We start from the raw sequence: 25,342 nt of genomic DNA, 5'->3' as shown, positions 1-25,342 counted from the left end.
TTCGGGACCCCGGCCCGTTATTTTGAAAGGAAGTGGGGATGAACCGCTTCATCGACATCAACCCGGAGAGGTGCATCGGCTGCGGGACATGCCAGTCCGCCTGTGCCGACGCCCACCGGATGCAGGGTCTTCAGGATACGCCGCGCCTGGCGCTCGTGAAGACCGGCGGTATTTCGGCCGCCCTTGCCTGCCACCATTGCGAGGGTGCCCCCTGCGCCGAGGTTTGCCCGGTGAATGCCATCGAGCACGATGGCGATCGCATCCACGTCAAGGAGCAGGAGTGCATCGGGTGCAGGCTGTGCGCCATCGCGTGCCCCTTCGGTGCCATCCATCCCGATGGCACGTCTATCGCCGGTGTCGCAGGCATGTGCGACCCGACGCCTTCGTATCCTAAGTCCCTGAGCAGCCTGCTTACGTGGGCTCCCGGCCAGTACACATGTGCTGTCAAGTGCGACCTGTGCGCCTTCGATCCGGACGGCCCGCATTGTGTGGCGGCGTGCCCCACCAAGGCGCTGACCGTCATGGGCGGCGCGGCCGATCGCGAACTCGACGAGGCCAAGCGCCTGCGCTCGATTGAAAACGGTCCGTCCGTCGACGTTACCGCTGTGGCCCAGGGTCTGTCCGAGAAAGCAGAAGGGAGCGTAAACAATGGATAGCATGACGCTGTTTATCGCATCGCTTGCCGTCTCGTGCATCGGTGCGCTCGCCTCGGTTCTGCTGATCAAGGCCGATAACGCCGCCAAGACCGCCGGCTGCCTTATCGGCGCCGTCGCCGCGGTGCTGTCGTTCATCGCGGGCCTCGAGGCCGTGCTTGGCGACGTTTCGTCCCTCAACACGGTCTTCTTCTTCCCGTTCGCCCGTCTCGAGCTCTTGCTCAACGGCCTTGCGGGCCTGATCGTGGTCCTCATCTCGATTCTCGCCTTTGCGGGCTTCATCTACGGTCTGTCCTACTTCGACGAGTACCCGGGCAAGGTCGGGCGCGCCGGCTTCTTTATGAACACCTTCGTCGCCTCGATGATGCTCGTCATCACCGCCGACAACGTGTTCTGGTTCCTGGTCGCCTTTGAGCTCATGTCCCTTACGAGCTACTTCCTTGTCGTTATCGAGGAGAACAAGAACTCCATTAGGGGCGGTTGGCTCTACTTCGTCATCGCGCACGTGGGCTTCGTTCTCATCATGGCGAGCTTCCTGCTCATGACCAACGGCGTGGGCGGTTCCTTCAGCTTCAGTGATTTCCGTACGCATGACTTTGGACCCGCCGTCTCCTCCGCGTGCTTCGTCCTCGCGTTCTTCGGATTTGGCGCGAAGGCCGGTATCATTCCGCTGCACTCCTGGCTGCCCCAGGCGCACCCCGAGGCGCCGTCCAACGTGTCCGCCCTCATGTCCGGCGGCATGATCAAGATCGGCATCCTGGGAATCCTCAAGGTCGGTCTCGACCTGCTCGCGGGTTCGGGCGTCCAGCTCTGGTGGGGCCTCATGGTCCTGGTCTTCGGATCCATCTCGTCGGTCCTGGGTGTCGTCTACGCCCTCCACGAGTACGACATCAAGCGCCTGCTTGCCTATCACTCCGTCGAGAACATCGGCATCATCTTGCTCGGTGTCGGCGCGTCCATGACGGCGCACGCCCTGGGCAACGACGTCATCGCGACGATCGCGCTCATGGCCGCCCTCTACCACACGCTCAACCACGCCATGTTCAAGGGCGAGCTGTTCCTCGGCGCGGGCTCCCTGCTCTATGCCACGGGTACGCGCAACATGGAGAAGATGGGCGGTCTGTTCCGCCGCATGCCGGTCACGGCCGTCTGCTTCCTCATCGGTGCCCTTGCCATCTCGGCCATCCCGCCGCTCAACGGCTTCGTTTCCGAGTGGTTCACCTACCAGTCCCTGTTCAACATCTCGACGCTCTCCGACCCGGTCGTCATGGTGTTCGCCGTCGCCTCCGCGGCCGCCCTCGCCATCACCGGTGCCCTGGCCGTCACGTGCTTCGTGAAGGCCTACGGCGTCTCGTTCGCGAGCAGCCCTCGTTCCCAGGAGGCCGCGAACGCCAAGGAGTCCCCGGCTCCGATGTTGTTCTCGCAGATGCTCCTCGCGGCCATCTGCGTGGTGCTGGGAATCGGCTCTCCCGTCATCGCCCCGGTTCTGGGCGACGTCGCCCAGAGCGTGCTTGCCGGCTCTGCCATCACAGCCACCTCGGGCGTGTCTCTGGTGAACGAGATTTCCGGTGCCGCCACCTCCACCCCCGCGATCGCCATCGCGCTCGTGGTCCTCACCGGCCTCGCGTTCGTGTTGAGGTCCTGCCTCGGCACCAAGGCCCCCGCTAAGAAGACCGACCCTTGGGCGTGCGGCTACGAGCCCAACGAGCACATGCCCGTCGTCGCCACGAGCTTCGCGTCAGACGTAGAGCTCTTCATGGGCCCGCTCTACACCCTGCGCGAGGTATGCACCAAGATCTGCTGGTCCATCGCGCACGTGTTCCAGAAGCTCACCGGTGTCGCCCAGGGCGTTGAGCCCCTGCCCGACCGCTTCCTGGTCGATGCACCGAGCGAGGGTGCCGATAAGCTGGCCGGCCTCGCCTCCAAGATCGAGGGCGGCAACTACTCCGTATACATCTGCTACATCGTCGCGGCGCTCGTGGTCTTCCTCGTGCTCGCCGTGGTCATGGTCTAGAGAGGGGAGAGGATATTATGAACATCGTTCTTGCGATAGCGCAGGGCCTCGTGGTCATGCTGGTCGCGCCCTTCTTCTCCGGCCTCGCCCGTGTGATTCGCGCGAAGATGCACAATCGCCGCGGTCCGTCCATCCTTCAGGATTACCGGGACCTCGCGAAGCTCATGGCGCGTCCCGAGTCCGTGAGTTCCGACTCGAGCTTCGTGCTGCGCATCATGCCGCCGCTGTTCCTCGCGGTGTCGTTCATGCTCGCCATGGGCCTGCCCATGTTCACGCTCGAGAGCCCCATGCCCGTCTTTGGTGACGCCATCACCATCATGTACGCGCTCGCGCTGTCCCGCTTCTTCTTCGCGCTGTCCGGCGTGGATTCCTCCAACGCCTACGCGGGCTTCGGCGGTATCCGCGAGCTCCTCATGAGCGTGCTCATCGAGCCGTCCATGCTCATCGCGCTGTTTACCGTCGCCATCGTGTGCGGCTCCACGGACATTGCGACCATGGGTCAGCACATCGTTACGGGCAACGTCTCGAGCGTCGTCGCCGTCATCCTCGCCGGCGTCGCCTTCGCGGCCGCCTGCTATATGGAGCTCGGCAAGCTTCCGTTCGATCAGGCCGAAGCCGAGCAGGAGCTCCAGGAGGGCCCGCTCGCCGAGCTCTCCGGCCCGTCCCTGGCCATGATGAAGCTCGCCATGGGCATGAAGCAGGTCGTGGTCGTCGCTTGGTTCACCTCCATCTTCATCCCCTGGGGAGAGCCTGCGACCATTGGCGTCACCGCTCTCGTGGGCGCCGTCGTCTTCCTTGTCAAGTGCCTGGTCGATTTCGTTGTCTGCGGCGTGCTCGAGAACTCCGTTTCCCGTTCGCGCTTCAAGGTGCTCGGTAACCAGACCTGGGCCGTCGTCGGCATCGCGGTCCTCGCGTTCGTCTTCGTCGTCGTAGGCGTGTAGGGAGAAGGGAGAAACTATGTCAATCGAATCGAGCTTGTCCCTCTTTGCCATGGTGGCGATCGCCGTCCCCATGCTGGGCTCCCTGCTCATCGTCATGCTGCCGCGTCCCTACGCTAAATGGATCTGCGCCTTTGCCGGCGGCATCGCCACGGTCGCTTCCGTTGGCTTGGCCGCGACGTTTGCCGGAAACGGCATGAACGCGGTCGATGTAACCTGGGCGAGTATGGGCCAGACCTTGGTCATGGGCTTCATATTCGACCGGATGAGCACGCTGCTCGCACCCGCGTTCGTCGCTATCGGCCTGCTCGTCGTCATCTATTCGTTCCCGTACATGAGCGATAAGAACAAGGAGCATCCCGACGCGCCCCGTCGCCGCTTCTACGTGTACTTCTCCACGTTCATCGGCGCCATGGCCGGTCTCGCCTACAGCTCCACCATCGTCGGCCAGCTCGTTTTCTTCGAGATCACCGGCGTGTGCTCCTGGGGCCTCATCAGCTACTACATGACGCCCACGGCCAAGAAGGCCGGTATGAAGGCGCTCATCATCACCCATATCGGCGCTCTGGGACTCTACATCGGCGCGGCCTTCCTGTTCGCCGGAACCGGCACGTTCGCGCTGAGCGCGATCTCCCAGCTCGATTCCGGTATGAAGACCGTCGTGCTGCTGCTCATCCTGTTCGCCGCTTGGGCCAAGTCCGCCCAGTTCCCGCTCTACATGTGGCTGCCCTCCGCAATGGAGGCCCCCACGCCCGTTTCCGCCTACCTCCATGGCGCGTCCATGGTGAAGGTCGGCGTGTGCGTGTTCGCCCGCGCTCTTGCGAGTGCCGGCGATATCCCCGAGATCGTCGGTTGGGTCGCCATCATCGACGCCGTCGTGACCATGCTCTTCGGCTTCCTCATGTACCTGCCCCAGAAGGATATGAAGCGCCTGCTCGCCTTCTCGACGATCGCGCAGCTCGCCTACGTGTTCTTCGGCCTGGGCCTCTCCGTGTTCGGAAGCCAGATGGCGTTCAACGGCGCCGTCGAGCACATCTTCAACCACGCGTTCACCAAGACCCTGTTCTTCCTCATCGCCGGCTCCCTCAGCTTCACGCTGGGAACCCGTATGTTGCCCAAGATCCAGGGCCTCATGAAGAAGTACCCGGTCACGGGCGTGGGCTTCGCGGTCGCCGCGACCGCTATCGCCGGCGTGCCCCCCATGAGCACGTTCTTCTCCAAGTTCCAGATTATTTCCGGTGGCTTCGCGGTTGGTGCTTCCAACACGGTCATCTTCGTCCTCGTGTGCGTCATGGTCGTCGAGACCGTCGCCACCTTTGCATGGTTCCTGCGTTGGATGGGTAAGGTCCTGCCCGGTGAGCCGAGCGAGACCGTGGCCGCCGGCCAGCCCCTTCCGCGCGCCATGGCGTTCGTGTTCGTCGTCCTCATGATCATGGTCGTCGTCGCCGGTCCTCTGTCCTCTAGTTGGATGGGTTAGGAGGTAGGACATGGGTTATTCGTTAGTCAATATCCTGGGCGGTCTTCTGATCGTGACCTCCACCATGGTGGTCGTCTCGAAGACCATCCCGTCCGCCATTAAGTGGTACGCGATCCAGTCGGTTGTCCTGGTGGGCGTGCTGCTCACCCTGGGCCTCACCACCGGTGCCACCGAGCTTCTCATGTGGGCCGCGTCGGCCTTCGTCACCAAGGTGATCCTCGTTCCGTTCATTCTCAACCGTGCCTACAAAAAGATGGGTTCGCCTGCCGATAGCACGCTGACCTCCTCCATCAAGCCGGCCTGGACCATCATCCTCACCGGTCTGGAGGTGGCCATCTGCTTCGCGGTGGTCACGCGCCTGAGCCTGCCCACCGCTGAGGTGGCTACTCCGGCCCTCGCCATCAGCTTCGCGCATTTCTTCGTCGGCCTCACGTGCATCATCTCCCAGCGCAACATCCTCAAGCAGATCTTCGGGTACTGCCTTATGGAGAACGGTAGCCACGTGACGCTCGCCCTGCTCGCGCCCACGGCCCCCGAGATCATCGAGATCGGCATCGCCACCGACGCCATTTTCGCCGTCATCATCATGTCCGCCGTCGTCGTGAGGATCTGGAACGACACCAAGTCGCTCGACTCCCACGACCTTACCGAATTGAAGGGGTAGGCCATGGATGTTTCAATGTTGACGGTCGCCCTGCTCGCTTGTCCCCTTGTGTTCTCCCTGATTATGGCCGCACTCCCCAAGGCGACGTCCTACAACGTCTTCGCGGGGCTCAACACCATCTCCGTCGCGGCGACCCTCGTCCTTTCGGTCGTCACCGCGGGAACCATGCTCTCGAGCGGGCAGAATATCGACGCCTTGGGCCTGTGGCTCCATCTCGATTCGCTCTCGTCGATCTTCGTCCTTCTGGTAGGCATCATCGGGTTCATCACCGGCGTGTACTCCATCTCCTATATCAAGATCGATATTGAGGAGAAGACCATGCCGGCCGAGCGCACCAAGCAGTACTACGCGCTATTCAGCCTGTTCGTTTTCACGATGCTGCTCGCCTGCCTGTCCAACAACATCATCCTCACCTGGGCGGCGGTCGAGGCCACTACGCTGTCGACCGTGTTCCTCGTGGGCATCTACAAGAACAAGCAGGCGCTCGAGGCGTCTTGGAAGTACGCGATGGTCTGCACCGCCGGCGTGGCCTTCGGCCTGTTCGGCACGCTGCTCATCTACGCGAACGCCGCCGATATCATGCCCAACGCGCATGAGGCCGCGTTCCTCACCTCCATCATGCCCTACGCCGACCAGTTCGACCCGATGCTCGTGCGCCTCGCGTTCGCGTTCATCGTCATCGGCTTCGGCACCAAGGCGGGCCTGTTCCCCATGCACACCTGGCTGCCCGACGCGCACTCCCAGGCTCCGAGCCCGGTCTCCGCGCTGCTCTCGGGCGTGCTGCTCAAGTGCGCCATGCTGGTGATCATCCGCTTCTACTCCCTGTCCATCATCACGGTGGGCGACACCTATCCGCGAACGCTCCTGCTCATCCTGGGCACGCTGTCCATCCTGGTGGCCGCCCTGTGCATCTTCAAGCAGGACGATATCAAGCGCCGCTTCGCGTACTCCTCCGTCGACAACGTCGGCGTGGTCGCGCTGTGCCTGGGTATCGGTGGTCCGCTCGGTATCGCCGCCTGCCTGCTGCACTGCATCTTCCACGGCTTCACCAAGGCGCTCGCCTTCTGCATGGCCGGTAACATCCAGCACATCTACCACACCCGCGACCTGAACAAGATCAAGGGCGTCGTCGAGATCGCTCCCGTCACGGCAGCGCTCACCATCATCGCCCTGCTCGCGCTCGCCGCCTTCCCGCCGTTCGCCCTGTTCATCTCCGAGTTCCTCACCTTCGTGGCCGGCGTCCAGTCCGGTCCCATCTGGGTGGTCGTGCTCGTGGCCATTGGCCTCACCGGCGTGTACTTTGCCCTTACCGGCATCGCGCTCAAGTCCATCTTCGGCAAGGCGCCCGAGGGCATGAAGCGCCACGAGGTGCCCGCCCTCATGATCATCCCCGAGATTGCCCTCGCGATCGTGGTCATGTGGTTCGGTATCGCCACCCCGGTCGCCATCACGAGCGGCGTCGAGGATGCAACGTCCGTCGTTTTGAACCAGAGCGTCGAAGAGCTCCACGAGGCTCCTCTCTACCGCATGGTGTTCAGTTCCCAGACCAAGACAAGCGAGGTGAATTAGCACCATGGCAGAACCTGAAAAGAAGGACTACGCTCGTCGTTGCGAAAGCCACGTCGAGGCCCTGCGCGCCGCAGTGCCGGGCGCTATCGAGAAGGTTGAGTGGCAGTGCGAGGACCAGCTGACGATTACCGTCAAGCAGGACAAGCTGCCCGAGGCCGTCCACTACCTGTATTACGAGCGCTACGGCTGGATTCCCGTGATCATCGGCAACGACGAGCGCAGTCTGTGCGGCCGTTACGCCGTGTACTATGTCATCTCCATGGAGGGGGAGGACCCCGGCTGGGTGACCGTGCGCACCGAGGTCGATCCCGCCAAGATGACGTTCCCGTCCGTGACGCCGTTCGTCCCCGCCTGCGTGTGGGGCGAGCGCGAGCTGCGCGACATGTTCGGCCTGATCCCCGAGGGTCTGCCCGACCGTCGCCGCCTGGTACTGCCCGATGACTGGCCCAGCGGCCTGTACCCGCTGCGCAAGGACTCCATGGACTACCGCTTCCGTCCCGCTCCCGCGAGCGACATGGAAAACTACGAGTTCTTGGCCGACACCAAGGGCAAGGAGACCACACTCGTCCCCATGGGACCGTTGCACATTACCTCCGACGAGCCCGGCCACTTCCGCCTGTTCGTCGAGGGCGAGACGATCGTCGACGCCGACTATCGTCTGTTCTACGTGCATCGCGGCATGGAGAAGGTCGCCGAGACGCGCCTGAACTATGACGCCGTGACGTTCCTCGCCGACCGTATCTGCGGCATCTGCGGCTGCGCTCACTCGGTGGCCTACGCCGAGGCCGTCGAGCGCGCCCAGGGCATTCATGTCCCGCCGCGCGCCCAGTACATCCGCGCCATCATGCTCGAGGTCGAGCGTCTGCACTCGCATCTGCTCAATATTGGCCTCGCATCGCACTACACCGGCTTCGACTCCGGCTTCCAGCAGTTCTTCCGCGTCCGCGAGAAGTCCATGGACCTGGCCGAGAAGCTCTCCGGTCACCGCAAGACCTACGGTCTCAACGTGATCGGCGGCGTGCGTCGCGACATTTTGGCCGAGCAGAAGCTCTCCACGCTCACGACCATCCACCAGCTGCGCTCCGAGGTTCAAGAGCTCGTCGACGTGCTGCTCTCCACGCCCAACTTTATTGAGCGTACGAGTGGCATCGGCATCTTGGACCGCAAGATCGCACGCGACTTCTCGCCGGTCGGCCCGCTCATGCGTGGCTCTGGCTACGCCCGCGACGTGCGCTTTGACCATCCCTTCGACGGCTACGCCGATCCGGACGTCCAAAAGATGCATGCCGCCACGGCCGACACCTGCGATGCCTTCGGCCGTACCGCCGTTCGCATCCAGGAGGTCTACGATTCGATCGACATGATCGAGACCATGCTCGAGAACTGCCCGTCGGGCCCCATCCTCACCACGGATTGGGAGTACACCCCGCACAAGTACGCCATCGGCGCCACCGAGGCGCCGCGCGGCGAGGACGTGCACTGGGCCATGCTCGGCAACAATCAGAAGTGCTACCGCTGGCGCGCCAAGGCCGCCACGTACAGCAACTGGCCGGTCCTGCGCTACATGTTCCGCGGCAACACCGTGGGTGACGCTGCGTTGATCGTCGGCTCGCTCGACCCGTGCTACTCCTGCACCGACCGCGTGACGGTGACCGATGTCGCCGCCAAGCGCGACCACGTGCTCGACAAGGAGCAGTTCGAGAACGTCTGGCGCGACAAGTCGCCGCTTGCGGGCGAGGGCACCATGGCCGCTCCGCTCGATGAGGAGGCGCTCTAATATGCTGAAGCTTTGGAAGGTTAACGCCAAGGCCGGCGACGCGACGGTCAAGTACCCGTTTGCGCCGTTTCCCACCAATAAGGACATGCGCGGCAAGCCCGAGCACAATGCCGAGCTCTGCATCGCCTGCGGTGCCTGCGGCGTGGCGTGCCCGGCCGATGCCATTCGCATGGACACTGACCTTGCGGCCGATACCATTACCTGGTCGATCGACTACGGCCGCTGCATCTTTTGCGGCCGCTGCGAGGAAGCCTGCCCCATGGAGGCCATCAAGCTCACCGAGGAGTTTGAGTTGGCCGTCATGAGCAAGGACGACCTCACCAGCAAGAGCGTCTATACGCTCGAGCACTGCTCGCGCTGCGGCAAGCCGTTTGCCCCGCACAAGGAGATCGACTACGCCAAGCGCCTGCTGCAAAAGGCCGGCGGCATGGAGGCCATCCAGGCCGCCCGTACCGTCGGTATGTGCCAGGAGTGCAAGCGCGAGCTCGACGCCCTGCGCGCCGCCTCGGCCGTAAAGACCGGCAACGCACACGGCATGGCTGCCAACGAGACGCTTGCGTCCGGTGAGCCCCAGGGCCCCGGCATGGAGTATCTGGGCGGCCACGGCGTGAACCCGGAGTATATCGACCGCGAGCTCAACCCCGATGCGCCCGAGATTCCCGCCGGTCCGGTGCCGGTCGAGGGCATCATCATGGATTTTGATACGAAGGAGGAGTAACCATGGCCGAACCCACGCTTTTGCCCGAGCGGCTTCAGTACCGCCCGACCAAGATCGAGCTCGACGAGAGCATCGAGAAGGCCAAGGCGACCCTTCTTAAGAAGATCAAGCGCTCGGTGTACGTCTACCGTGTCGACTGTGGCGGCTGCAACGGCTGCGAGATTGAGATCTTCGGTTCCATCACGCCCGTCTTTGACGTCGAGCGCTTTGGCATCAAGGTCGTGCCTTCGCCCCGTCACGCCGATGTGCTGCTGTACACCGGCGCCGTGACGCGTGCCATGCGTATGCCGGCCCTGCGCGCCTTTGAGGCCGCACCCGATCCCAAGATCGTGGTGTCCTATGGCGCGTGCGGCTGCACCGGTGGCATCTTCTACGACAACTACTGCGTCTGGGGCGGCACGGACAAGATTCTGCCGGTCGATGTCTACATCCCCGGCTGCCCGCCCAGCCCCGCGCAGACCATCTACGGCTTTGCCATGGCGCTCGGTCTGCTGGACCAAAAGCTCCATGCCGAGACCACGGTGGAGGCCGCCGGCGAGCAGGCCGATATCCTGCATCCCGGCGTGCCGTACAAGCTGCGCGTTGCAATCGAGCGCGAAGCTCGCGCCATGAGCGGCTACCGTTACGGCCGCGACCTGGCCAATGAATTTATGGATACGCTCGAGGGCGCGCCCAAGGGCGATATCCGAGGTGCCATGGCGCTGCTCATCGACAAGCAGGACGATCCGCGCCGCGTCGAGGTGTACTCGGCGCTGCAGGATCTGGTGCTGGCCGGAGGTCGCTAGATGGAGCTTACGGACCGCTCTGGTTACTTTGCGGGTCCCGGCATGCTCGGCGGCTCCTTTGGCGATGCCTCGCGCGCAAGCGACGGGGCTGCCGAGGGCGTCGCCGACCCCTGCCTGGGCCATGCGCCCGACCAGGTGGTCTTCTACGAGCTCACGCGTAAGTTTGTGGAGACCGAGGAAGACGTTCCCCAGGAGGCCTGCGACGTGCTGTACTACACGCTCGCCGTGGGCCACCACACCGGCGTGCTCGACTGCTTTGAGCTGCGTCTGTCGGTGTCGGTGGATGTGTTCTATTCGCTCGTCGACGCGTTGCCGGAGGGGGAGGCCAAGACCAAGTTCGAGGCCATCCGCTCCTTTGGCGAGTGCCAGCTCGACAAGGCGGCGGTGCCGTCGCTGCTCGAGGCCTGCGATGCGCTGCTCGACGAGCGCGGTTTTCGCGGGTCGGCCAAGGCCGGCATCTCGGTGTTCGACGACGATTTTGGCCTGCATGCCCAGCAGGTCGCGTTTCTGATGAAGTTTCGCGATCTGGTGGAGCGCGTGCGCGATGTGTCGGGTGTGTATCTGACGGGAAGGTTGCAGTAATGGGTCGCGTTGTAGATGGACGTGTGAACGGAGCCCCATTTGCGGGTATCGTGCTCACGGCGGGAAGCGTGCTGCGTGCCGACGATGCCGCCGGCCCCGTGCTCTCCAAAAAGATGGAAGACGCACCCATCGCCGGTTGGTACACCATCGACGGCGGTCAAACGCCCGAGGACGACATCATCGAGGTCAAGCGCGAGCGTCCGCCGCGTTTGGTTTTGGTCGATGCCGCCGACATGGCGCTGCCCGTCGGGTCCATCCGTTTGCTCGACAAGCGCGATGTAGCCCGCAAGTCGATGTTCACCACGCATTCGCTTCCTTTGTCGATTCTGATCGAGGAAATCGAGCAATCGTGTGATGATATCGTCTTCGTTGGGATTCAGCCGGGCGACACGGAGTTCTACAACCCCATGTCCCCGGAAGTCTTTGACGCCGTCGACGCCGTGTACGACGCCGTGGCCGCCAACGACTTTTCCCACTTTATCCGCTTGGGGCAAGAGCAATAGGAGCGCTTGTCCCTGCTGATTAGGAAAGAAGTGATTGACATGGCAGATTCCAAGGCAGAATATCCCGCTCCCGATTGCCTGGCACCCGCCGCGATCGAGGCCAAGACCGAGGCCGCCGGCGTGACCAAGGCCAACCTGCCGGTCGCAAAGGCCTTTCTGTTGGCAATGTTCGCCGGTGCGTTTATCGCCTTCGGCGGCCTGTTCTTTACGGTGTTCTTGAGCGACAGCACGCTGGGCTGGGGTGCCCAGCGTGTCGTGGGCGGCCTGTGCTTTTGCCTGGGCCTGGTGCTGGTGCTGGTGTGTGGCGCCGAGCTGTTTACCGGCAATTCGCTTATGGTCTGCGCGCTCAAGAGCAAAAAGGTCACTCTGGCCCAGATGCTCAAGGCCTGGGTCGTCGTGTGGGTCGGCAATTTTGTCGGTGCCCTGTTCATCGTCTTTTTGGTGTACATGGCCGGCATCTATAAGCTCAACGGCGAGGCGGTCGCCAACTCCATGGTGAGCGTCGCCGCCGGCAAGGTGACGATCGACTGGGTGACGATCTTCTTCCGCGGCATCCTGTGCAACATCTTTGTGTGCCTGGCCGTGTGGATCGGTACTGCCGGCAAGACCGTGGTCGATAAGGTCGTGGGCATTCTGCTGCCCATCGCAGCCTTTGTGGCCTGCGGTTTTGAGCACTGCGTTGCCAACATGTACTTTTTGCCCATGGGTGCCGTGATGCACGCGTGCGGCTATGGCGCCAAGGTTGCCGGTGCCGACGCGCTCAACGTCGCGGGCATTGCGTTTAACCTATCCGCCGCCACGCTGGGCAACATCGTGGGCGGCGCGGTTCTGATCGCGCTCGGCTATTGGTTTATCTACGCCAAGAAGTCCGAGGCGTAAGGTGCCGTCTGTTTGACGTTGGGCCTCCCGCGGGGCGTTGCCGTGCGGGAGGCTTTTTGGGCCTGGGGCTCGTTGCCGGGCTGTTGGCCTGTTGTGTTTGGCTGATGAAAGGGGTAATCGAGATGGCATCTGCTGTGGAGCGTGACGGTCGCGCCGTGGTGACCACATGCGGGGGATGCTATGCCGATTGCGCCTTTGCGGCACGCGTTGAGGACGGTCGCGTGGTGGCCGAGTTGCCGGTGCCGGGACATCCGTGCGCGGCGCGTGCCCTGTGCGCCCGCGGGCGCCATCGCCTGGCAATGCCGTTTGACGAGCGCGACCGGATTATGCACCCTATGCGACGCCGCCGGGATGGCTCGGGGTTTGATGCGATTACCTGGGACGAGGCGTTTGCTCAGATTGCCGAGCGTCTTTTGGGAATTGTTGACGAGCGCTGGCCCCGTGCGCTGGGCATGACACTTGGTGTGCCCTCGTTCGACCGCTACTGGGCCTATCGCTTTATGCATGCGCTGGGCTCGCCCAACGTGTACGGTGCCGATGGCGCCTGCGAGGTAAGCAGACTTACCGGTTGGGGGCACAGCCTGGGCTATAGCCCCGCCTCCGACCTTGCGCATACCGACTGCATCATGTACCTGGGGCGTTCCATTGTCGATTCGTCGACGATGGGGGCCGTTGACGCGCTCAACGATGCGCGCCGGCGCGGGGCGAAGATCATCGTGGTTGACCCCCGGCGCAGCGGCTCGGCCGCGCTTGCCGACCGCTGGCTGCGCGTACGTCCTGGATGCGATCTGGCGTTGCTGCTGGGTATCGCACATGTGCTGGTATTCGAGGACCTGTACGATCACGAGTTCGTGGACCGCTACGCCACAGGCTTTGACGAGCTGGCGCAGGCGGCCAGTGCTTGGACGCCCGAGTGGGCCGAGTCGATGTGCGACGTGCCGGCGGACGATATCCGAGCGACTGCGCGTGATTTGGCTGCCGCCGCGCCTGCCGCTGTGGTGGATGCGGGTTTTCATGGTGGCATCGGCATCGCGTATGCCAATAGCACCCAGACCGCACGCGCTATCTGCTTGGTCGATGTGCTGCTGGGCTGTATTGGACATGCGGGCGGCGCGCTCAATCCGCCCACACCGCTTTCACTGGGCGACCTCGATCCCACTCGCTTTGCGACGCCGCCGGTGCCGCGCGAGCCCAAGCTGGGGTCCGAGCGCTATCCACTGGTCGATCCGGTGCGCGGACTGTGCACGACCATCGGTCAGTCGATTCTTGCCGGCGATTTGCGTGGGCTCATCGTCTATGCCAGTAACCCCGGTGCGTGCTATGGCAATGCACAGGCTTGGTTGGGTATTTTGCAGCAGCTCGACTTGCTTGTGACGATTGATATTCGTTGGTCCGAGACGGCGCGTGCTTCTGACTTCGTGCTGCCCGACGTGACGTATCTGGAGGCCGACCGCGGTGTGGGCACAGTCGTGGGCGTCAACGATTCGCGCGTGTTCTACCGCAACGCCGTGCTGCCCGTGCAGCATGACGGCACACGTCCCGGTCGGGAGATTTTTGCCGGTCTGGCGCAGGCGTGCGGCGTGGGCGAATATTTCCAGTTTACGTCTGACGATCTGACGGCTGCCCAGGTGGCGCCTTTTGGGATCGATCTGGACGAGCTCAAGGAGCGCGGCTGGGCCGATACGGGCGTGGCGCTGCCGTCGCGCACGGGTGAGCCGGTGATTCCGCTTGCCGGCGGCAAAATTGCGCTGGCAAGCGACGTATGGGAACGAGTCGGCATGGGTCGTGTGCCCAACTGGATTGCGCCCATGGTGGAGCCCGGCCCGGGGATGTTTCGCCTCATTAGTGGCAACCGTCCCTTTGAGTCGCACACCTCGCGCAGGCTTGCGGCTCAAGGTGCCGCCGAGGCTGGATCGGACCTGGATGCCGTGCAGATGAATGCCGATGCTGCTGCGCACATGGGCATCGCCGACGGCGAGATCGTCGAGCTCGTGAGCGATTTGGGCCGCGACCGCGTGCGCGTGGAGACGACGCCGTATCTGCATCCGGCGTGCATCTTCACCTCGGCCGCCCCCGGCGGGCGTTCGTTTGGCGCCGATGCCGGCGGCGCTCAAGCCTTGGGCGTGGGCCCGCTCGACCATACGCCGCTGCGCTGGGACCCGTTGACGGGCGCCGCGCTCACTCAGGAAAACGCCGTTCGCGTGGAAAAGATCGCGGCGCGCGAGGATAATAGCGATTGATTGAATCAGCTGATGTATTCGACTGATCCACGTTTCTTTTGAAAGGCCGCACATGAGCGATAGCCAGAACATGTCCGATGAGGTACGCGCCCGCCTGCGCGCCATTCCTTCCGTCAACGAGCTGCTTGCCGAGTGGCCGGTAGTGAAGGCGGCGGGGGAGACCTGCGACGCGGTGGTGCATGCCGCCGTGACGGCCGAGCTCGACGAGGAGCGCGCAGCCATTCGCGCCGATGCCGCCCCGCGCTCTAAGCGCGACCTGGCCTCGGCCATCGAGTGGCGTGCGCACCGCTCCGCGTTGCCGAGCCTGCGCCCTGCCGTCAACGCTACGGGCGTGGTCATCCATACCAACTTGGGCCGCGCCCCGCTCGCGGAGTCGGCGGCAAAGGCCGTGGCCGAGGTTGCGCGCGGGTACAGCACGCTCGAGTACAGTGTGGACACTTGTTCGCGCGGGTCGCGCAAGGAGCACGCCGCGCAGCTGATCCGCTCGCTCACCGGTGCCGAGGACGCGCTCGTGGTCAACAACAACGCCGCCGCGGTACTGCTGGTGCTGGCGACCCATGCCGCAGGCAAGAAGGTTATCGTCAGCCGCGGCGAGCTTGTCGAGATCGGCGGCAGCTTCCGCATCCCCGATGTCATGGCGGCTTCGGGCGCCAAACTCGTCGAGGTCGGCGCCACCAACCGCACGCATTTGGACGACTATGAGCGCGCCATCACGCCCGATACGGCGATGATCCTCAAGGTCCATCCTTCCAACTATCGCATCGAGGGCTTTCACGAGGAGGTGGGCTCTCGGGAGCTTGCCGCTCTGGCCCACAAACATGGCCTGCTGTTCTACGAGGACCAGGGGTCGGGCGCGCTGTTGCCCGACGACATCTTGGTGCGCGGCGGCGAAGAAACCACGCCGGCTTCGGTTTCGGCAGGGCTCGATATCGTGTCGTGCTCGGGTGATAAGCTGCTCGGTGCCGCACAGGCGGGCATCATCATGGGCCGTCGCGATCTGGTCCAGGCCTGCGGCGCACATCCGCTCATGCGCGCTCTGCGTCCGGGCAAACTGGCTCTGTCGGCGCTCGAGGCCACGCTGCGTATCTACATGGATGGCGCCGATGTTGCCCATCGCGATATTCCGGTGCTCAGCATGCTTACGCTGCCGCAGGCCCATTTGGAGCGACGTGCCCGTAAGCTGCGTGATCGTATGGTCGCCGGGCTCGATAAGGCTGGTTGCCCGTGTGCCGTTGAGTTGGAGATTGTCGAGGAATCGTCGACCCCCGGTGGCGGTTCGCTGCCTACCGTCGAGCTGCCCACCATGTGCGTTGCCGTGCGCCTCGTCGATGAGCGTCTTTCCGTTGACGCACTCAAGCGCTCGCTCGTCCAAGATTTCGACACGCCGGTCGTCACACGCGCCTCGCACGATCGCGTCCTGTTTGACGTGCGTACACTCGTGGGTGACCGCGATATCGAGACGGCGGCAACGACGCTCGTCGCGTGCGTTAAGAAGGCGATTGCTCGATGAGTGAGGTTAAAGCGCTGGTGGAGTGTCCCGTTATCGTTGGCACGGCGGGCCACGTCGACCACGGTAAGTCGGCGCTGATCGAGGCACTGACCGGCAAGAATCCCGATCGCCTTGAGGTCGAGCGTCGTCGCGGCATGACGGTGGAGCTTGGCTTTGGTGAGCTGGCGCTGCCGAGTGGCAAGATCGTCGGCCTGGTCGACGTGCCGGGCCACGCGCATTACCTGCGCGCCATGGTGCAGGGCGCCACGGGCATCGACGTGGCCGTGCTGGTGGTTTCGGCCGTCGAGGGCGTGATGCCGCAGACCCGCGAGCACGTGCACGTGCTGGAGATGCTGGGCGTCACGCATATGGTGGTGGCGCTGACGATGTGTGACCTGGGCGACGCCGAGATGACCGAGCTTGCCGAGCTCGATGTCGATGACTTTTTGTCGGGTACCGTGTTTGCGGGCGCGCCGATTGTGCCCGTGTCGTCTAAGACGGGCGAGGGGGTCGATGGGCTGCTTGCGGTGCTCGACGAGCAGGTAAGTGCCTGCTGGGATGCCTGCCGCGACCGTGCCGAGCGCACCGATGCCGCGCCGCGCCTGCCGATTGACCGCTGCTTTACGATTAAGGGCGTCGGCACTGTCGTAACGGGAACGCTGCACGATGCGCCGGTTGCGGTGGGCGACGAGCTGATGGCTTTGCCGTCGCGTACGGTCTGCCGCGTGCGCGGGATTCAGGTGCATGGCGATACGCCGCGCGCGCTGCCTGGTCAGCGTGTGGCGCTCAACCTAGTTGGTGACGGTGTCGCGGCGCTTGACCGTGGCGAGATGCTGGGCGTGGCGGACCGCTTTGGCCAGACGATGCGATTTATGATGGCGTTTACGTATTTGGGCCGCGAGGGCACCAAGCCGCGCGTGCTCGAGTCGGGCGCGCGCGCACATGTGATGGCCGGCACGGCCGAGGTCGTCGGCCGCATCATGCTTTTGGAGGGCGAGGCCCCCATGGCGGTGGGCGAGACCCGTACCGTGCAGGTGCGCCTGGAGGAGCCGCTGCCGCTGTGTGCCGGAGACCATGCCGTGGTGCTGTCGTATTCGCCCGTTATGCTCATCGGCGGCGGGCGCGTGCTGCTTTCGCGCTGCCGTCGCTCGCGCGAGCTTTCTGCCGGTGAGCGCGCACTGTTTGCGGCGCTTGAGTCCGGCGATACCGCGGGCAGCGTGGGCGCTTGGCTGGCGCTGCAGATGCTGCCAGTTACGGCTGTTGATGTTACTGACGCTTTGGATCTTGGTGTCGGCGAGGTCGATGCCGCACTGCGCGGGTTGGTGTCGCAGGGCTCTGTTCGCAAGCTTGCTATGGGTGATGCGGACTACTTGGCGGACGCCGTGGTGCTCGACGCTGCGATGGATGCACTGGCGGCGACCCTGTCAGCCATGCACGCGGCGTCTCCCAAGGAGACGGGCTTTACGCCCGGCGCCGTTGCCCATGCTGCGTGGCCTGCCGCTGATGATGGCGTTGCCGCGGCTCTGATTGCCGAGGGCTGCTCGCGTGGCGTGTGTGCCGCCGAGGGTGCCGAGGTATTCGACCCGCACTCCGCTGCCGCCGCGGCGCGTGTGGTGCGCGAGGCCTGCGAACGTATCGTTGCCTTGCTGAACGAAGCCGGCCTCGATGCACCGACGTTGCCCGAAGTGGGCGAGCAGTTGCAGCTCGATCGCGACACCATGACGCGTGCCCTGCGTGAGCTTTCGCTCAATCGCTCGATCGTTAAGGTCGAGCGCGACGTTGCCCTATCCGCCGCCGCCGAGGCCCATGCGCGCGAGCTTGTTGCCGCCGCCATCGCCGATGCTGGCGGCGCTGCAACCACGAGTGTATTGCGCGAGGCCCTGGGTGTGTCGCGCAAGCGTGCTATCAGCATCTTGGAGCACCTGGATGCCGTGCGCTTCACATCCCTCGACAAAGAAGCCGGCGGCCTGCGCTCCCTGCGCTAGGCCACCCTTATCAGTTGCGGTGAAATAGTTCCTGTTTTCGGCATCTAACGCCAAACCAGGAACTATTCCACCGCAACTTCTTGTTTGTCATTTTGGGATGGGGCCTGTCGGTTTGGTAAAATACCGCCGCACTTGGGAACGGATGGGCTCCGGTGGGCTCCGCGGTCCTCAAAACCGTTGCGAGGCGTGCAAAACGTCTTGGATGTGTTCGATTCACATACGTTCCCGCCACACGCTACCAGCGCTTTTGTGCTCGCGGTCTTGCTGCGTGCCGCAAAGGCGCTGTTTTGTTTTTGCACGAGTTTTTCGTAGCGCCGTTATTTCGGCGGCTGTAGTTAGCATCGTGCACCGGGTTTCGAGCATGCCGATGGAGGTGTTTTGCCGTATGACTACCGTAAGACGTACCGATCTTTCTTGTGTCGTCCAGGCGGGCGGGCTGTCCTCGCGCATGGGCTGCGATAAGGCGCGCATGGCGTTTTGCGGCGAGCCGCTCATCGAGCGCGTACTGGGTCGGTTGGCGCCAGTTGCCGGTGAGTTGGTCGTGACGACGTCGCGTCCCAGCGAGCTTGCCTACCTTGAGGAGCGCACGTTTGGCGGCCTGGTGCCGCGAATAGTGCCGGACCTTGAGGGGTCGGCGGGCGCCATGCGCGGCATCGCGAGCTCGCTGGCTGCGGCTCGGCTTCCTCATGCGGCTATCGTCGCCTGTGATATGCCGTTTGTCTCGCCGGAACTCATCGGCGCGCTTGCCGATCGTGTTGAGGCCGAGGCGCTCGACGTGTGCGTGCCGCGCGAGGAGCGGGGGATTGAGCCGCTTTGCGCCGTCTGGCGCCGTGACGCGTGTGCGCCGGTTGCCCAAGAGCTGCTCGCCTGCGACCGCCAGCGCATTCGCTGCCTGATCAATCGCGTTCAGGCCGGTTATATGGATGAGCCGCAGATCGTTAAGGCCGCGGGCTCGACGCTCTGCTTCGAGAACGTTAATACGCCCGAGGAGTTTGCGGCGGCCGAGTTGCTCGCCTAGATCTGCACACATCAATGACGGGAGATGCCGTGTCACATGATATTTGCCCCGATACCGGGGAACCTTGCACTTGCGATGGGTCCGAACCTTGCGCCTGCGGCTGTGGCGGCTGTGGACATACGGCCGAGGAAGAGGCAGCGGCGGCTGCGTATCGCGAGTCGCACCGCGAGGCCTCGTTTGGCGATGCCTCTGATCACGAACGCAAGATCATCGTTTCGTTCGATAGCACCTTCGATGTGATGGAATGCGAGCAGCTGTGCCTTGCCGCCGGTGTGCCCGGGCGCATCATGCCGCTGCCCGGCTCCATCACCGCCGGCTGCGGGCTGTGCTGGGCCATGCCGTTCTCGGGCGATGCGCTCGCCGCCTTCCGCGCTGCCGCCGAAGGCCGCATAACCCCCGCCGACTACCATCAGCTCGTCCTCTAACCACCAGCATCACCACAAAGGTGCCTGTCCCCAATGTGGTGGTTTGGAACACGTGGACGAAACAGGTTTGAAACACAGGTTTTGCACGTCAGGCACTCAAAAACGTCTTTACCTGCATCGTAATCAAAATGAAACATCCGCCCGCGGCCTTATTCGTAACTTTGCCGCAACAGTGCGATATTATCCATACTCGATAAAGTTCGCGGCACATAGGGTGCCGCGACCAACATTTTTCGTTTCCCATCATTGGAGGAAGCATGAGCTACACGCAGAAAGTTCTCGAAGAGCTCAAGGCCCGCTATCCCGAGCAGCCTGAGTTCATCCAGGCCGCGACCGAGATCCTCGGCACCATCCAGCCGGCGCTCGACGCCCACCCCGAGTACGAGGAGGCCGCCCTGCTGGAGCGCCTCGTCGAGCCCGAGCGCATCGTCATGTTCCGTGTTCCCTGGGTCGACGACCAGGGCAAGGTCCAGGTCAACCGCGGCTATCGCGTCGAGTTCAACTCTGCCATTGGACCCTACAAGGGCGGCCTGCGCTTTAACCCGACGGTCACTCTGGGTATGCTCAAGTTCCTGGGCCTGGAGCAGATCCTCAAGAACAGCCTGACCACCCTTCCCATGGGCGGCGGCAAGGGCGGCTCCGACTTTGACCCCAAGGGCAAGTCCAACAACGAGATCATGCACTTCTGCCAGTCCTTCATGACCGAGCTCTATCGCCACATCGGCCCCAACACCGACGTTCCCGCCGGCGACCTGGGCGTTGGCGGCCGCGAGGTTGCCTACCTGTTCGGTCAGTACAAGCGCCTGACCAACGAGTGGACCGGCGTCCTTACCGGCAAGGGCCTCTCCTTTGGCGGCTCGCTCGCCCGTACCGAGGCCACCGGCTACGGCCTGGCCTACTTTGTGGACGAGTACCTCAAGAGCCGCGGCGACTCCTTCGAGGGCAAGAACGTCGTCGTTCACGGCTCCGGTAACGTCGCCATCTACGCCGTCCAGAAGGTTTCCCAGCTCGGCGGCAAGGTGCTCGCCTGCTCCGACACCCACGGCTGGGTCGAGGATCCCGACGGCATCGACTACACCGTGCTCGAGCACATCTACAACAAGAAGCGCTCCGGCCACGACAAGGGCGTTACGCTCGCCATGTACGTTGACGAGAAGCCCAACGCCGTGTGGCACGAGGGCGACGGCCGTGGCGTTTGGCAGCTGCCCTGCGACATCGCGCTGCCCTGCGCTCGCGAGAACACGCTGCTGCTCGAGGACGCCCAGGCACTCGTCGCCAACGGCTGCAAGGTGGTCGGCGAGGGCGCGAACATGCCCACGACCATCGAGGCCACGACCTACTTCCAGGAGAACGGCGTCGCCTTTATGCCCGGTAAGGCTGCCAACGCCGGCGGTGTTCTCGTGTCCGGCCTGGAGATGAGCCAGAACGCCGAGCACCTGTCCTGGACCTTCGAGGAGGTCGACGGCAAGCTCGAGCAGCTCATGCGCGGCATGTTCCACAACGTGGACGACACCGCCAAGGAGTACGGCCAGGAGGGCAACTTCGTCATGGGCGCCAACATCGCCGGCTTCCTGAAGGTCGCCGACGCTATGCTCGCCCAGGGCGTCTGCTAAATCTTCGCTCGACATAACATGTGATAAGGCTCTCAGCCATTCCGGCTGGGAGCCTTTTTCTATGGTGACGATGGCTGTGCCCCCTCGTTTGGTACACTTAAAGGTACTGGACAAGTGAAGAGATGGGGGAGAACGTGCTCAAGTTCGGTACCTACGTCCGTGTTGGAAACGCGGCCGAAGCCTATGAGCTCTTACAGAAGAACCGCAACAACAAGATTGTGGGCGGCGGCATCTGGATGCGCCTGGGTTCGCGTCGCGTGGCGACGGCGATTGACCTTTCGGCCTGCGGACTCGATCAGATTGAGGAGACCGAGACCGAGTTTCGCATCGGTGCCATGTGTACCCTGCGCCAGCTCGAGCGTCATGCCGAGCTCAACGCGCTTGTCAACCATGTCTTTGAGTTCGCCGTCCACGATATCGTGGGCGTGCAGCTGCGCAACACCGCCACGGTGGGCGGCAGCATTTACGGTCGCTTTGGTTTTTCGGACGTGCTCTCGGCATTTTTGGCGCTCGATTCGTATGTTGAGCTGACGGGTGCCGGCCGCGTGCCGCTCGCCGAGTTCGTGGACATGGGCTATGTGCGCGACGTGATCGAGCACGTCGTGGTCGTTAAGCACGATTACCGTGCGAGCTATGAAGCCGTGCGCAAGGCCGCGACTGACTTCCCCTCCTTAAACGTCACCGCCGCCTGGTGGGACAACAGCTGGCATGTCACCGTGGGCGCCCGCCCGCTGCGCGCGACCCTGCTGCAGGGCGAGGCATGTGGCCTGGTGAACGAGCAGCCTTCAGAGGACGAGCTGCGCGCCCTGGCCGCGTCCGTACGCGCGCTGAGCTATGGCACCAACCTGTGGGGCTCGGCCGACTACCGCCGCCGCATCTCGGCCCCGCTGGCGATTCAGGCCGTGCGTCGCGCCGCCGGCATCGAGCTTTCGGCCGCGCTTGCGCACGAGCTCGAGGGCGTGCAGATTCCTAAGTTTGCCACGGATGAGTATTCCTGCCGCCGCGTGCCCGGCGTCGATTCTAGCGAGGTGCGCTAATGGCTGCCAAACTCATCGATCTTTCCTTTACGCTCAACGGCCGCAAGGTCAAGGTTCAGATTGCCCCCGACACCATGCTCTTTGCGCTGCTGCGCGAGCAGGGCTGCGCGTCGGTGCGCTGTGCCTGCGAGACCACCAATTGCGGTCTGTGCACGGTGTGGCTCGATGGCGACCCGGTTCTGAGCTGCTCGGTTCCCGCCGCGCGCGTCGAGGGCCGCTCCATCACCACGCTCGAGGGCCTCAAGGCCGAGTCCGAGGCGCTTGCCCGTGCGATGGCTGCCGAAGGCGCCGAGCAGTGCGGTTTTTGTGCCCCCGGCCTTATCATGAACGTGCTGGCGCTTGCCCGCGCCGCCAAGGAGGACCCGAGCCTCGTCGCCACGCGTGAGGAGCTCTCACGTCAGCTTGCCGGTAACCTTTGCCGCTGCAGCGGCTACGAGAGCCAGCTGCGCGCTATCGTGCGCTTCCTCAACGAGTCCGGCGTGCAGGTTGGCTTTGAGATGCCCGAGCTGCCCGTCAACGACACGAGCTCTGACGGCGTCTCCTACAAGCAGATCACCCACAAGCAGCCCAAGAAGGACTCGAAGGCCCTGCTCGAGGGTCGTCCGGTCTACACCGGCGATATGGTGCCCGCCGGCGCCCTGATCGTCAAGCTCAAGCGCAGCCCCTATGCCCGCGCCAAGATCCGCTCCATCGACACGTCTCGCGCCCTTAAGGTGCCGGGCGTCGTGGGCGTCTACACCTACGAGGACGTGCCCAAGCGCCGCTTTACCATCGCCGGCCAGAGCTATCCGCAGCCGAGTCCCTACGACCGCCTGATTCTCGAGAACCTCGTCCGTTACCAAAACGAGGAAGTGGCGATCGTCGCCGCCGAGACCGAGGAGGCTGCCGACAAGGCGCTCAAACTCATTAAGGTCGACTATGAGGTGCTCGAGCCGCTGCTCGACTTTACCCAGGCACTCGATAACGACATCGTTGTCCACCCCGAGGGCGACGTGACCTTTATGTTCCCGCAGGGCGGCGACGTTGCTCGTAACCTGGTGTGCAGCGGTACCAGCGATTTTGGCGACTTGGACGAGGCCTTCGCCCAGAGCGACATCGTCTTTGAGCGCACCTACACCAGCCAGGCCACGCAGACTGCGCCCATGGAGACCTTCCGCGCCTTCGCGACGACCGACGCGTTCGGGCGCATCTCGGTGACCACCTCGACGCAGGTGCCCTTCCACGTGCGTCGCATGGTCGCGCAGTCGCTCGACATTCCGCAGTCGCAGGTGCAGGTCATTAAGCCGCGCATCGGCGGCGGCTTTGGCTCCAAGCAGACGGGCTGCTGCGAGATCTTCGTGGCGTTCGTGACCCAGCAGACTGGCCGTCCGAGCTACTGCTGCTACACCCGCGAGGAGACCATCACCGCGGGCAATTCGCGCCACCAGATGCAGATGACCGTTAAGCTGGGCGCCATGAACGACGGCACCATCACGGCCATCGATCTGCATACGTTGTCCAACGCCGGTGCGTATGGCGAGCACGCTACCACGACGATCGGCCTGTCGGGCCACAAGAGCCTGCCCATCTACAACCACGTAAAGGCGAGCCGCTTTAGCTGGGACGCCGTCTACACCAACACCAACCGCGGCGGCGCGTATCGCGGCTACGGTGCCACCCAAGGCCAGTTTGCCGTGGAGAGCGCCGTCAACGAGCTCGCCGACATGCTGCACATGGACCCCGCCGACCTGCGCCTTAAGAACATTGTGCGCGAGGGCGAGACCATGCCGCAGTACTACAACGAGAAGCTCAACGCCTGTGCGCTCGACCGCTGCCTGCTGCGCGCGATGGACATGATCGGTTGGCGCGACAAGCCGCTAGCCGTGGACCTGGGCGACCGCGTGCGCGCCCTGGGCTGCGCGCTCACCATGCAGGGCTCAGGCATTTCCAACGTGGACATCGCCGGCATCGACATGCGGCTGGAAGAGGACGGCTTCATTACCATCGGCACCGGAGCCACCGATAACGGCATGGGCGTCGACACGATCCTGGCGCAGATTGCCGCCGAGGAACTGGGCGTGGAGAGTTCGATGATCGTGGTGCGCGGCGTGGACACTGATGTGTCGCCGTTCGACGCCGGCTCGTACGCGAGCTCGGGTACGTACGTGACGGGCCTTGCCGCCAAGAACGCCGCGACCGAGCTGCGTGAGAAGATTTGCTCCAAAGCCGCCCAGATGTGGGACGTGGACGCCGCCGATGTGGTCTTCGATGGTCAGTACGTGCGTCTGTCCGACGAGCGTGCCGCGCGCGAGCAGAACCGCTACCTCACGCTGCGCGACTTTGCCAACCTGTGCGTCAAGAACATCGCGGGCGGCGACGCGCTGACCTCGCATGCCTCTGCCTGCCTGCCCGTTTCGCCCCCGCCGTTTATGGCCGGCATTGCCGAGGTCGAGGTCGACAAGGCCACCGGCAAGGTGACTGTTGTGGACTACGCGGCGGCTGTGGACTGCGGCACCGTGATCAACGAGGCGCTTGCGCGCGTCCAGGCCGAGGGCGGCATTGCCCAGGGTATCGGCCACGCGCTCTACGAGATTGTCGAGCACGATGACCGCGGCCGTCTGCGCACCGGCAACTTTATGAGCTACAAGCTACCCACGCGCCTGGATATCGGCAGCATACGCGTGGCCTTTGAGCCGAGCTACGAGCCGACGGGTCCGTTTGGTGCCAAGTCGATCGGCGAGGTCGTCATCAACACGCCGCTCGCCGCCGTGGCCTCGGCCGTGGCACACGCCACCGGCCACCAGGTGCGCTCACTGCCGATCACGCCCGAGAAGGCCCTGCTGGGGGAGTAGCGGGTCTGCGAACAAGTCGTAATTTGCGGGGCGGGGCAACTCGCCCCGCCTTTTGCACTCGTGGTGAGGGTTGATTTCCGATCTCAGCCGAACACTTTGAGCGGATAGGCCGTTCCCGCAGCTAGCCGAACGCCCCCGAGGCCCC

At 63.9% G+C, this 25,342-nt stretch carries 20 protein-coding genes and 1 tRNA gene; all 21 read left to right on the top strand.

Annotated elements, in window-relative coordinates; genetic code table 11:
* The first annotated feature begins 38 nt into the window (after positions 1-38).
* The 21 genes from AB5758_RS01040 to AB5758_RS00940 all read left to right on the top strand — a co-directional run bounded on the left by AB5758_RS01040 (position 39) and on the right by AB5758_RS00940 (position 25,197).
* On the top strand, positions 39-656 hold the full coding sequence (locus AB5758_RS01040) for a 4Fe-4S dicluster domain-containing protein (RefSeq protein WP_117746396.1): 618 nt from the start codon (positions 39-41) through the stop codon (positions 654-656).
* Positions 649-2,667, top strand: a complete 2,019-nt coding sequence (hyfB, locus tag AB5758_RS01035; RefSeq protein ID WP_368141194.1) for a hydrogenase 4 subunit B — start codon at positions 649-651, stop codon at positions 2,665-2,667. Before AB5758_RS01040 ends, hyfB begins: the two co-directional genes overlap by 8 nt.
* A 17-nt stretch (positions 2,668-2,684) precedes the next feature.
* Complete coding sequence (locus AB5758_RS01030; RefSeq protein ID WP_055309580.1) at positions 2,685-3,608, top strand: respiratory chain complex I subunit 1 family protein; 924 nt, start codon at positions 2,685-2,687, stop codon at positions 3,606-3,608.
* Between the two features lie 16 nt (positions 3,609-3,624).
* Positions 3,625-5,082: a hydrogenase 4 subunit D gene (locus AB5758_RS01025; protein WP_055309579.1), complete on the top strand. Its 1,458-nt coding sequence runs from the start codon at positions 3,625-3,627 to the stop codon at positions 5,080-5,082.
* 10 nt (positions 5,083-5,092) lie between these two features.
* Positions 5,093-5,746 carry a hydrogenase 4 membrane subunit gene (gene hyfE, locus AB5758_RS01020; RefSeq protein WP_035138044.1) on the top strand — a complete coding sequence of 218 codons (654 nt, stop codon included), beginning with the start codon at positions 5,093-5,095 and terminating at the stop codon, positions 5,744-5,746.
* 3 nt (positions 5,747-5,749) lie between these two features.
* Positions 5,750-7,315 carry a hydrogenase 4 subunit F gene (locus AB5758_RS01015; protein ID WP_368141195.1) on the top strand — a complete coding sequence of 522 codons (1,566 nt, stop codon included), beginning with the start codon at positions 5,750-5,752 and terminating at the stop codon, positions 7,313-7,315.
* A gap of 4 nt (positions 7,316-7,319) precedes the next feature.
* Positions 7,320-9,092, top strand: a complete 1,773-nt coding sequence (locus AB5758_RS01010) for a hydrogenase large subunit (RefSeq protein ID WP_035138048.1) — start codon at positions 7,320-7,322, stop codon at positions 9,090-9,092.
* A gap of 1 nt (position 9,093) precedes the next feature.
* Positions 9,094-9,810, top strand: coding sequence for a formate hydrogenlyase complex iron-sulfur subunit (locus AB5758_RS01005; protein ID WP_368152662.1), 717 nt, complete (start codon positions 9,094-9,096; stop codon positions 9,808-9,810).
* A 2-nt stretch (positions 9,811-9,812) separates the two neighbouring features.
* Entirely contained in the window at positions 9,813-10,595 is a 783-nt protein-coding gene (locus AB5758_RS01000; RefSeq protein WP_022095195.1) for an NADH-quinone oxidoreductase subunit B family protein, read from the top strand.
* A complete protein-coding gene (locus AB5758_RS00995) occupies positions 10,596-11,177 on the top strand; it encodes a formate hydrogenlyase maturation HycH family protein (protein WP_368141198.1) in 582 nt (193 codons plus the stop codon).
* Positions 11,177-11,680: a hydrogenase maturation peptidase HycI gene (gene hycI / locus AB5758_RS00990; protein ID WP_368141199.1), complete on the top strand. Its 504-nt coding sequence runs from the start codon at positions 11,177-11,179 to the stop codon at positions 11,678-11,680. The genes AB5758_RS00995 and hycI overlap by 1 nt, the downstream gene beginning before the upstream one ends.
* A 39-nt stretch (positions 11,681-11,719) precedes the next feature.
* Entirely contained in the window at positions 11,720-12,559 is an 840-nt protein-coding gene (locus tag AB5758_RS00985) for a formate/nitrite transporter family protein (protein WP_368141200.1), read from the top strand.
* Positions 12,560-12,681: 122 nt separating this feature from the next.
* On the top strand, positions 12,682-14,799 hold the full coding sequence (locus AB5758_RS00980; protein WP_368141201.1) for a molybdopterin-containing oxidoreductase family protein: 2,118 nt from the start codon (positions 12,682-12,684) through the stop codon (positions 14,797-14,799).
* A gap of 52 nt (positions 14,800-14,851) precedes the next feature.
* Positions 14,852-16,309: an L-seryl-tRNA(Sec) selenium transferase gene (gene selA, locus AB5758_RS00975; protein ID WP_368141202.1), complete on the top strand. Its 1,458-nt coding sequence runs from the start codon at positions 14,852-14,854 to the stop codon at positions 16,307-16,309.
* Entirely contained in the window at positions 16,306-18,273 is a 1,968-nt protein-coding gene (selB, locus tag AB5758_RS00970; RefSeq protein ID WP_368141203.1) for a selenocysteine-specific translation elongation factor, read from the top strand. Before selA ends, selB begins: the two co-directional genes overlap by 4 nt.
* A gap of 134 nt (positions 18,274-18,407) precedes the next feature.
* Positions 18,408-18,504 (top strand) — tRNA-Sec (locus AB5758_RS00965).
* 154 nt (positions 18,505-18,658) lie between these two features.
* Positions 18,659-19,291 carry a molybdenum cofactor guanylyltransferase gene (gene mobA, locus AB5758_RS00960; protein ID WP_196025388.1) on the top strand — a complete coding sequence of 211 codons (633 nt, stop codon included), beginning with the start codon at positions 18,659-18,661 and terminating at the stop codon, positions 19,289-19,291.
* Positions 19,292-19,320: 29 nt separating this feature from the next.
* Positions 19,321-19,716 (top strand): putative Se/S carrier protein, encoded by a 396-nt coding sequence (locus AB5758_RS00955; protein WP_196025387.1) that lies wholly within the window; start codon positions 19,321-19,323, stop codon positions 19,714-19,716.
* A gap of 257 nt (positions 19,717-19,973) precedes the next feature.
* Positions 19,974-21,329 (top strand): NADP-specific glutamate dehydrogenase, encoded by a 1,356-nt coding sequence (gene gdhA / locus AB5758_RS00950; RefSeq protein ID WP_196025386.1) that lies wholly within the window; start codon positions 19,974-19,976, stop codon positions 21,327-21,329.
* Between the two features lie 134 nt (positions 21,330-21,463).
* Positions 21,464-22,366, top strand: a complete 903-nt coding sequence (locus AB5758_RS00945; protein ID WP_368141204.1) for an FAD binding domain-containing protein — start codon at positions 21,464-21,466, stop codon at positions 22,364-22,366.
* Positions 22,366-25,197, top strand: a complete 2,832-nt coding sequence (locus AB5758_RS00940) for a molybdopterin-dependent oxidoreductase (protein WP_161145191.1) — start codon at positions 22,366-22,368, stop codon at positions 25,195-25,197. Before AB5758_RS00945 ends, AB5758_RS00940 begins: the two co-directional genes overlap by 1 nt.
* The last annotated feature ends 145 nt before the right edge of the window (positions 25,198-25,342 follow it).

Source organism: Collinsella aerofaciens (assembly GCF_040926405.1).
Lineage (GTDB): Bacteria > Actinomycetota > Coriobacteriia > Coriobacteriales > Coriobacteriaceae > Collinsella.
This window is presented reverse-complemented; position numbering and strand designations above follow the sequence as displayed.